The organism is Tissierellales bacterium (assembly GCA_035301805.1).
Classification (GTDB): domain Bacteria; phylum Bacillota; class Clostridia; order Tissierellales; family DATGTQ01; genus DATGTQ01.
Genome location: DATGTQ010000262.1, coordinates 1 through 8,805, shown reverse-complemented (window position 1 = coordinate 8,805; position 8,805 = coordinate 1). Strand labels below are relative to the sequence as shown.

Genomic DNA, 8,805 nt, shown 5'->3' with positions numbered 1-8,805 from the left:
TAGATGTACAGGTTATAAAAAGATAGTAGAGGCTATTATGAAAGTAGTAGAAAAATAAGTGGATTTTTAGAAAGGGGGACAGAGTCTTGTGAAGTATATTGGGAAGAGAGTCTCAAGAGTAGATGGTATTGAAAAGGTTACGGGGGAATTAAAATTTGTAGATGATTTAAAAATGTCAGGTATGTTATATGCAGCAGTTAAAAGAAGTCTATATCCTCATGCGAATATTATTAGTATTGATATTAGTAGGGCAGAGAAGCTTGGAGGAGTAAAAGCTATAATAACAGGGAAAGATTTTTCTAAAAAGGCAGGCTTATACCTTACAGATAAAAGTTTTATTGCTGTAGATAAGGTTAGATATGTAGGAGAAGCAGTAGCAGCGGTAGCTGCTGAAACTGTTGAAATTGCTGAGAAAGCAATTAAGCTTATTGAAGTAGAATATGAAGAACTTCCAGCTGTCACAAATGCTATAGAAGGTATGAAACCAGAAGCACCTTTGATTCATCCTGAACTAGGAAAATATAGGCATGCTCCTATATTTAAAACAGTTCCTGGTACAAATATTAGTGAGCATTTTAAACTTAGAAAGGGTAATGTAGACCAGGCTTTTAAAGAAGCAGATTATGTATTTGAGCATAGTTTCTATGTTCCACACATACAACATTGTCCTATAGAAAATCATGTAGCAATATCTAAGCATAGTAGAGATGGAAGCTTAACAGTTTGGTCTAGCTGTCAATCTCCTTATGCTGTTCGTTTGGCTCTTTCAGATGCTTTTGACATTCCTTTAAATAAACTAAGAGTTATATCTCCAGCAGTAGGTGGAGGATTTGGTTCCAAGGCAGGTACAACATTGGAAGGCATAGTAATAGGTCTCTCTATAAAAACTAATGGTAGACCTGTCAAATTAACTTATTCAAGGGAAGATGAGTTCTGTAATTCTTATGTAAGGCAAGCAATGCATTCAAAATTTAAAACAGGAGTTATGAAAGATGGCAGAATTATAGGCATGGAAACAGAATTTATATGGGATGGAGGCTCCTATACTGAATATGGAGTTAATATTGCAAAATCTGCTGGTTTTGCTACAGTAGGACCTTATGATATTCCAAATATTTGGTGTGATTCATATGCTGTATATACTAACCATCCAGTAGGAGGGCCTTATAGAGGATTTGGTATGTGTGAGATTCATTTTGGGGTGGAACAGAATATGGATATAATTGCAAATAAACTAGGAATAGATGCAATAAAAATAAGAGAAATAAATGCTCAAAAGCCAGGGGGAAGTACGGCCACTGGGGCAAAGGTTGATGAGGCTTGTTCTATGGTTGAATGTCTTAATAAAGTGATAGAAGATATAGATTATTATACGTCTTCAGAAAAACCAAAGGATCCAAATAAAGTAAGGGCTAAAGGTCTAGCTTGTGGTATGAAAGCACCATCAATGCCAAACGATGCAGCATCTGCTGCAGTAGTAAGAATAAATGAAGATGGAACAGTATATCTTTCTGTAAGTGCCCAGGATATAGGTCAGGGTTCAGATACAGCATTGACTCAGATAGCAGCGGAAATTTTATCTATACCACCAGAAAAAATAACTATAAATACAGGGGATACTGCTCATACACCTTATGAATGGCAAACTGTTGCAAGTCGTATAACCTATTCTGCAGGAAATGCTGTAATAAAAGCTTGTAAAGATGTAGCAGAACAATTACTTAATTTAGCCAGTTTAAAACTAGGGATACCTGGTAGAGATCTTAAACTTGAAGATGGCTGCATAGTGTCTACTCAGTATCCAGATAAAAAAGTAAGTATAGCTAGTTTAGCACTAGGTTTAACTTTTGAGGATGGTTCTGGTATACATGGACCGATTATGGGAAGAGGGGCTTTTGTGCCGGCAAATGTGAAAAACTTTGATTTAGAAACTGGACTTTCAGATAATCCAGTAGTTTTTTGGACCTATGGTGCAAATGCAGTAGAAATAGAAGTGGATATGGAAACTGGGCATATAGATGTGTTAAAAGTTGCCTCTTGTTGGGACGTAGGAAAAGTAATAAATCCTACTCTTATCGAAGGACAAATTGAAGGGGCAATTCTCCAGGGTATAGGCTCAGCTTTATATGAGGAATTACAGCTTGTAGACGGACATTTATTAAACAAGTCTTTTATGGATTATAAAATACCTACAGTTGGGGATATGCCAGAAATGAAGTTAGCGTTTCTGGAGAATGCACAACATGATGGGCCTTTTGGAGCAAGGGGAATTGCAGAGCCTGCAATGATTCCTTCGGCACCTGCTATAGCAAATGCTTTATTCAATGCCTTAGGAATAAGAGTAAAGGAGATACCATTAACACCTGAAAGAATACTGGAGGCTCTAAAAGAAAAAGAGAAACAAAAAAGGGGGATAAAATATGAGTGATGTAAATATTCAAGAGCCTATAAGAGATGCTAGAGAGTTAGTCCTTGGAAAGAGATTGGTACTTGGATTACAACATACGTTTACAATGTTTGGGGCCACGGTTTTAGTGCCTATAATTACTGGTATGGATGTTTCGGTAGCATTGTTTATGGCGGGGGTATGTACGTTATTATGTCATTATATTACGAAGAAAAAAGTACCAGTATTTTTAGGTTCGTCCTTTGCGTTTATTGCACCTATATTAGCGGTAGTAAAATTAATATCCGATAATGGTGGTTCAGATGGACTTGCTTATGCAAGAGGTGGTCTAGTTGTTGCAGGTCTTATCTACTTAGTAATTGCTGCTCTTATTTATGCCTTCGGTGCTGATAAGGTAGTTAGTTTTTTCCCACCAATAGTGACTGGACCAATAATTATGGTGATTGGACTTAAACTGGCACCAACTGCAATAGATATGGCATCAGAAAACTGGTTTTTAGCTATTGTTTCATTCTTAGTAGTTTTAATAGTGACTATATTTGCTAAGGGTTTTCTTCAGATTATTCCAATAATAATCGGGCTTTTAATTGGTTATGTAGTTGCAATTTTTACTAGTAATGTAGAATTTCAACCTATATTAGATGCATCATGGATAGGATTACCTAATTTTCAAATGGCTAAGTTTAGCTTAGAAACTATATTAATGGTGGCTCCTTTAGCCCTTGCTACTATTGTAGAGCATATTGGAAATATTATAGCAATAGGTGCTACTGTAGATGATGATTTCTTAGAAACTCCAGGGTTGCATAGAACCATGCTTGCTGATGGATTATGTACTTCTATCTCTGCAATGTTTGGTGGTCCCGCCAATACTACATATGCAGAAAACACTGGAGTATTAGCCTTAACTAAAGTATATGATCCATTAATTATGAGAATAGCAGCAGTTTTTGCAATAATTTTAGGAGGGATTCCTAAGTTAGCAGCCATAATAAGTACTATTCCAACAGCAGTAGTTGGTGGGATATCAATAATTCTTTTCGGTATGATAGCTGCAGTTGGAGCAAGAACTCTTATTGAAAATCAGGTAGATTTTAATAAATCAAAGAATTTAATAATTGCTGCAGTTATTTTAGTATTAGGACTTGGAGGGGATGCAGTACCAGGAGGTATGGCATTAGCGGCCATAATTGGTATTGTGTTGAATAAGGTTTTACCTGAACAATAATATAAAAAAGGAATAGCAAATTTATCTACTCCATGGTAGATAAATTTGCTTTGTTGAATTTGTCTCCTTTATGAAATGGGGTGATAGTTTGTATAGATATTCAGGTATAACAGTGAAAGAATTACTTTATCTTGAATCAATGAAAGATGCAAAGGTAATAGCGGGAGAAAAAGGGCTTAATAGAAAGATAACAAAACTTAATGTAATGGAAGTTCCAGATATTATAAACTGGGTAGGAAATGGTGAATTCTTACTAACTACTGCTTATTCTATGAGGGATAATATTAATAAATTAGATAAGCTTATAGTGGAATTAAATAATAAAAAATTGGCTGGGTTAGGTGTGAAAACTAAAAGATATATAGATAAAATCCCTGAAAAAACCATAGAAATAGCTGAATCACTAAAATTTCCTTTAGTAGAAATTCCCGTAGAAATTTCTTATTCTACTGTTTTAACAGAAGCATTAACGGAGATAGTTAATGTTCAAACCAATGTTCTTCAAAGAATAGATAATATCCAAAATAAGTTTATTAAAGTAATGCTAGATGGTGGAAGCTTAATGGAAATTACTGAGGCTATTTATGAAAATATAGATAGAAACTCTATTGCTATAAAAGAATACATCTTTGAAACTAGTGCAATATTATGTGACGAGGATAAGAAGAAATATATTGAAACTATTATTGAAGCAGAGAGTTTACAAAGAAAGAAATCAAGAGAAAGTTATAACCAAGGTAATGCTTATACAAAGAAGATTGATTTATTAGAGAATGAAAAAATAAATAGGGTAAGTATTCCAATCTATTTTGACAATAGAGAATATGGATGTATATTTATTTGGGAAGATAAAAGATCTTTGACTCCTATAGAATTAACAGTTATAGAGGGTTCTACTTCAATTATTGCTTTAGATATATATAAAAAAATGTCTATTTTTGAAATAGAGAGCAAGCATAAAGTTGAATTTTTTGATGATCTTTTTTCTGGTAAAGAGAATAAATATAAAAGAGCTATAGACAGGGCACCTTATTTTGGTTTTGATGGTGATTTTGTCTATTCTGTAATAATTATTTCAGTAAATGGCAATAAAGAATTTGATTTAACCAATAATAATTACATTCATCAATTAAAGGTGAGGTTACTTAGTATAATTCAGAGAATAAGTAAAAACAGGGAGCAAAAAATAATTAGTGCTACTAAAAGTAATAGTGTAGTCATTCTCTTTGGTTCAAATCCTAGTGAAAGTGAAGGAAAGATAAGGGAAGGAATAAATGAATTTTGTAAAGAGGTATTAAGATATTCAGAATATGAATATTTTATTGATGAGATATCCATTGGTATCGGTAGAAATTATAAATCTGCTAGAGAGCTTTGGAAAAGTTACAAAGAAGCTAAAAGGGCTGTAGAATATCAAAAAAGAGCTTTTGACAAGAAACTAATATATTATGATGATTTGGGAATATATAGAATTCTTTCTTTTGAAGGGCTACAACCAGAGTTAAATCAATTTTATAAAGAAATGCTAGAACCATTAGTAAAGTATGACAGAGAAAAAGGAACTGAGTTGGTAAGCACATTAAAAAAATATTTTGAATGTGAGGGAAATTTAAAGGAAATGTCAGACGAATTATATATTCATTATAATACTGCAGTCTATAGACTTCAAAGGATAAAAGATATTACAGGCAATAATTTTGAAGATTATAATGATAGGCTAAATCTTCAAATAGCCTTAAAAATATTAGAGATATTAGAAAAACAGGGATTAAAATGATTTGGTAACTCTTCACAAATACCGGTGTTAATATTCATTAAGATTAAATAATGAAAGGCAGAAAAAAAGAAGGTACTATATTAGTAAGAAATGATAATTAATTTACTGAGGGATTGAAGGAAATGAAAGCATTAGATATTAGTAAAAAACTTAATGAAACAATTTTAAACAAAGAATTTGAAGGAATAGTTCACTCGGTATTTGATAATAGTTTCAACGTGCTAACTGAAGATAATAAATTTATAACATTTCTAAATTCAAAAAAGCTTATGTCTCCATATTCTATAAGAATAGAGGAGGATGTGTCTTTTCTAGACAAAGGAATTAAGCCTAGAGTAAAAGTTCAAATTCTTTCTAAACTTGTATCTATTAATGAATTAGATATTAAAATTTACTATAGTGCTGCTACTCTGTGGGATGAAAAACCTAATCTTACTTTTAGTAAGGATGTAGAAAAAAATGTTGACATAAAATTAGAAAGAATAGAAGAAGTTCTATTAACAGAAGGGAAGAAGAATGGAATTTTTCCACTTCTGATAACTCTTAAGGAGAGAATAGGGAGAATTGATTGGATTTATGAAAGTGATATGAAATTAGGTAAAAATGAAATATATATTAGGGAAAAATTCTTAGAATTTATTGACAGTTATATAAAAGGGGATATAGAAAAGCTTTCGGTACAGGTTAAAAATATAATAGGATTTGGTATAGGGCTTACACCATCAATGGATGATTTCTTAGCTGGGCTTATGGTTTCAGGAATATATTTGCATTATTATCTTGGTTACTCTATAGGGAGTGCCTATGAAATCAACTATGCAATGGTAAAGGATATAAAAAATAGGACTACTAGAGTTAGTGAAGAAATGCTTATATTTTCTTCAGAGGGAGAAGTAAATGAAGATATTAGGGATTTAATGATCTCTTTTCTAGGAGATGCTTCCTTAGATATGTTTTCTTATAATCTAAGGAGAGTAATTAATATAGGAGAAACATCAGGAACAGATATTCTTTTAGGAATATATATAGGAAGTTTAATATTATTAAATTAGCATCGAGGGGGGGTAGTTTATGAGTTCTGTGAAGGTTGAGATTAGAAAAAATACATACTATGATTCAGTTACGCTAATGCTTATTTCAAAAGAAATAAAAAAAGTTAAAGGAGTTTACGAAGCACTTGTTGGTATGGGAACAGATTTAAATAAAGAATTAGTTGAGAATTTAGGAATAGGAAATGATGAAATTAAAAATTTAGGGCCTAACGATTTCTTTGTATCAGTACTTGCAGAGGAAAATGTAAAAATAGAGACAATATCCAATGAAGTAGAAAGGTTACTTAGAGAGAAAAATGAAAAAAGTAGTTCGGAATATACACCACCAACTCTTAACGCTGCATTAAGGCATAATCCAGAGTTAAATTTGGCCTTAATATCCGTTGCAGGTGAATATGCAGGTGAGGAGGTAAAAGAAGCCTTAGAAAATAATTTACATGTAATGCTTTTTAGTGACAATGTAAATATGGAAAAAGAAAAAGAATTGAAGGAGTTGGCTTGTGAAAAAGGATTATTAATGATGGGACCAGATTGTGGTACAGCTATTATTAATAATATTCCATTGGCTTTTGGAAATGTTGTTAAAAAAGGAAGTATAGGAATAGTAGGTGCCTCTGGTACAGGGATTCAAGAAGTAACAGTTATTATAGATAAATTAGGAGAAGGAGTATCTCAAGTAATAGGAACCGGTGGAAGAGATTTAAAGGAAGAAATAGGTGGATTAATGATGTTACAGGGAATAGAGGCTTTACAAGAGGACCCTTTAACGGAAGTAATAGTCATAATTTCTAAAGCACCATCTAGAAAGGTATTAGAAAAAATATTAGAATCAATTAAAAATTCACCTAAACCAGTAATTGTGCATTTCTTAGGAGGAGATAGAAAACTTATTGAGGAATACGGGGCCTATTCTTGTAATTCCCTTGAAGATGTAGCGTATAAGGCAGTGGCAGTTTTGAAAAATGAAAAGACTAAGGATTATGATAGATTTAATATGTCTGATGAAGAAATAGAAAAAATAGTTAATGGAGAAGTTGAAAAATTAAAAGAAGGTCAGAAATATTTAAGGGGATTATATACTGGAGGAACCTTAGCAGATGAGGCAATAAAAATCCTTAATAATGACCTGGGAAATATTTATTCTAATATTTCTCCTATATCTAACTATAGGTTGAAAGATGTAAAAAAGAGTAGAGAACATACATGTATAGACTTTGGGGAAGATGAATTTACAGTAGGCAGGCCTCATCCAATGATAGATCCATCAGCTAGAGTTGAAGGTTTAATAGAGGAAGGTAAAGATGATGAAGTTGCTGTAGTACTAATGGATTTTGTACTTGGCTATGGTTCCCATGAAGATCCAGTAGGGGAAATGTTACCAGCAATAATCGATGCTAGAGAAAGTATGGCTAAAAGAGGGAAGTATTTGTCTATTGTGTCTTCTATTTGTGGTACAAAAAAGGACCCTCAAAATTTAGAAGAATCTAAGAAAAGGCTAGAGGAAGCTGGAGTAATAGTAATGCCTTCTAATGCCCAGGCAGCCCGATTGACAGGACTTATTCTAAATAAAATTAAGTAAGATAAAGGGGGAGACTATGTCAAAAATTAATGAACTTTTCAATAAGGAACTTAAAATAGTAAATATAGGATTAAAACCTTTTTATAATGATTTAAGGGAACAAAATATTTCAGCTATCCATGTAGATTGGAGACCGGTTGCTGGTGGAGATAAAAAAATGGCATCAATTTTACAAAAATTAAAGTAAAAATATTAACAAAGAGGGGTGACTGAGGTGATAGGAGAAAAAATTGAACTGGCTAATAAAGAGGCAGTTAAAAGATTATTAAATGCTCAACCAACAATTATTGGGATTGGGAAAGCTGGAGATGATATTCCAGGAATGACTAAGAGCACTATATTACATGCAGGACCACCTATAACATGGGATAAAAAAATGAGTGGACCATTGAAAGGGGCAGTAATAGGAGGCCTTATTTATGAAGGATTGGCATCAAATGAAGAGGAAGCAATAAAATTAGTAGAGTCTGGAGAAATAATATTTGATTCATGTCATCATTATAATGCTGTTGGACCTATGGCAGGAGTTACAACTTATTCAATGCCAGTATGGATAATTGAAAATAAGGCTTATGGGAATTATGCCTATTGTACATTAAATGAAGGATTGGGAAAGGTTCTTCGTTATGGAGCTTATAATGAAGAGGTAATATCTAGACTAAAGTGGATGGAGGAAATTCTTGGGCCAGTATTAAAAGAAACTTTAAAATTAACAGGGGAAATAGATTTAAAAACTATGATAGCCCAGGTTCTTCAAATGGG

General features: G+C 32.8%; 7 protein-coding genes. All 7 read left to right on the top strand.

What is annotated here, in order from left to right; all coding sequences use genetic code 11:
* The first annotated feature begins 88 nt into the window (after positions 1-88).
* The gene (locus VK071_12875) at positions 89-2,428 is read left to right on the top strand and encodes a xanthine dehydrogenase family protein molybdopterin-binding subunit (protein ID HLR36206.1); all 2,340 of its coding nucleotides are present in this window, start codon (positions 89-91) and stop codon (positions 2,426-2,428) included.
* On the top strand, positions 2,421-3,635 hold the full coding sequence (locus tag VK071_12870; GenBank protein HLR36205.1) for a solute carrier family 23 protein: 1,215 nt from the start codon (positions 2,421-2,423) through the stop codon (positions 3,633-3,635). The genes VK071_12875 and VK071_12870 overlap by 8 nt, the downstream gene beginning before the upstream one ends.
* Before the next feature lie 88 nt (positions 3,636-3,723).
* The gene (locus tag VK071_12865; GenBank protein HLR36204.1) at positions 3,724-5,412 is read left to right on the top strand and encodes a PucR family transcriptional regulator ligand-binding domain-containing protein; all 1,689 of its coding nucleotides are present in this window, start codon (positions 3,724-3,726) and stop codon (positions 5,410-5,412) included.
* Between the two features lie 122 nt (positions 5,413-5,534).
* Complete coding sequence (locus VK071_12860) at positions 5,535-6,464, top strand: DUF2877 domain-containing protein (protein ID HLR36203.1); 930 nt, start codon at positions 5,535-5,537, stop codon at positions 6,462-6,464.
* A gap of 19 nt (positions 6,465-6,483) precedes the next feature.
* Positions 6,484-8,043 carry an acyl-CoA synthetase FdrA gene (fdrA, locus tag VK071_12855; protein HLR36202.1) on the top strand — a complete coding sequence of 520 codons (1,560 nt, stop codon included), beginning with the start codon at positions 6,484-6,486 and terminating at the stop codon, positions 8,041-8,043.
* Positions 8,044-8,059: 16 nt separating this feature from the next.
* Positions 8,060-8,230 (top strand): hypothetical protein, encoded by a 171-nt coding sequence (locus VK071_12850; GenBank protein ID HLR36201.1) that lies wholly within the window; start codon positions 8,060-8,062, stop codon positions 8,228-8,230.
* A 27-nt stretch (positions 8,231-8,257) separates the two neighbouring features.
* Positions 8,258-8,805, top strand: a 548-nt coding sequence (locus VK071_12845; GenBank protein HLR36200.1) for a DUF1116 domain-containing protein, incomplete at its 3' end; no start/stop codon positions are given.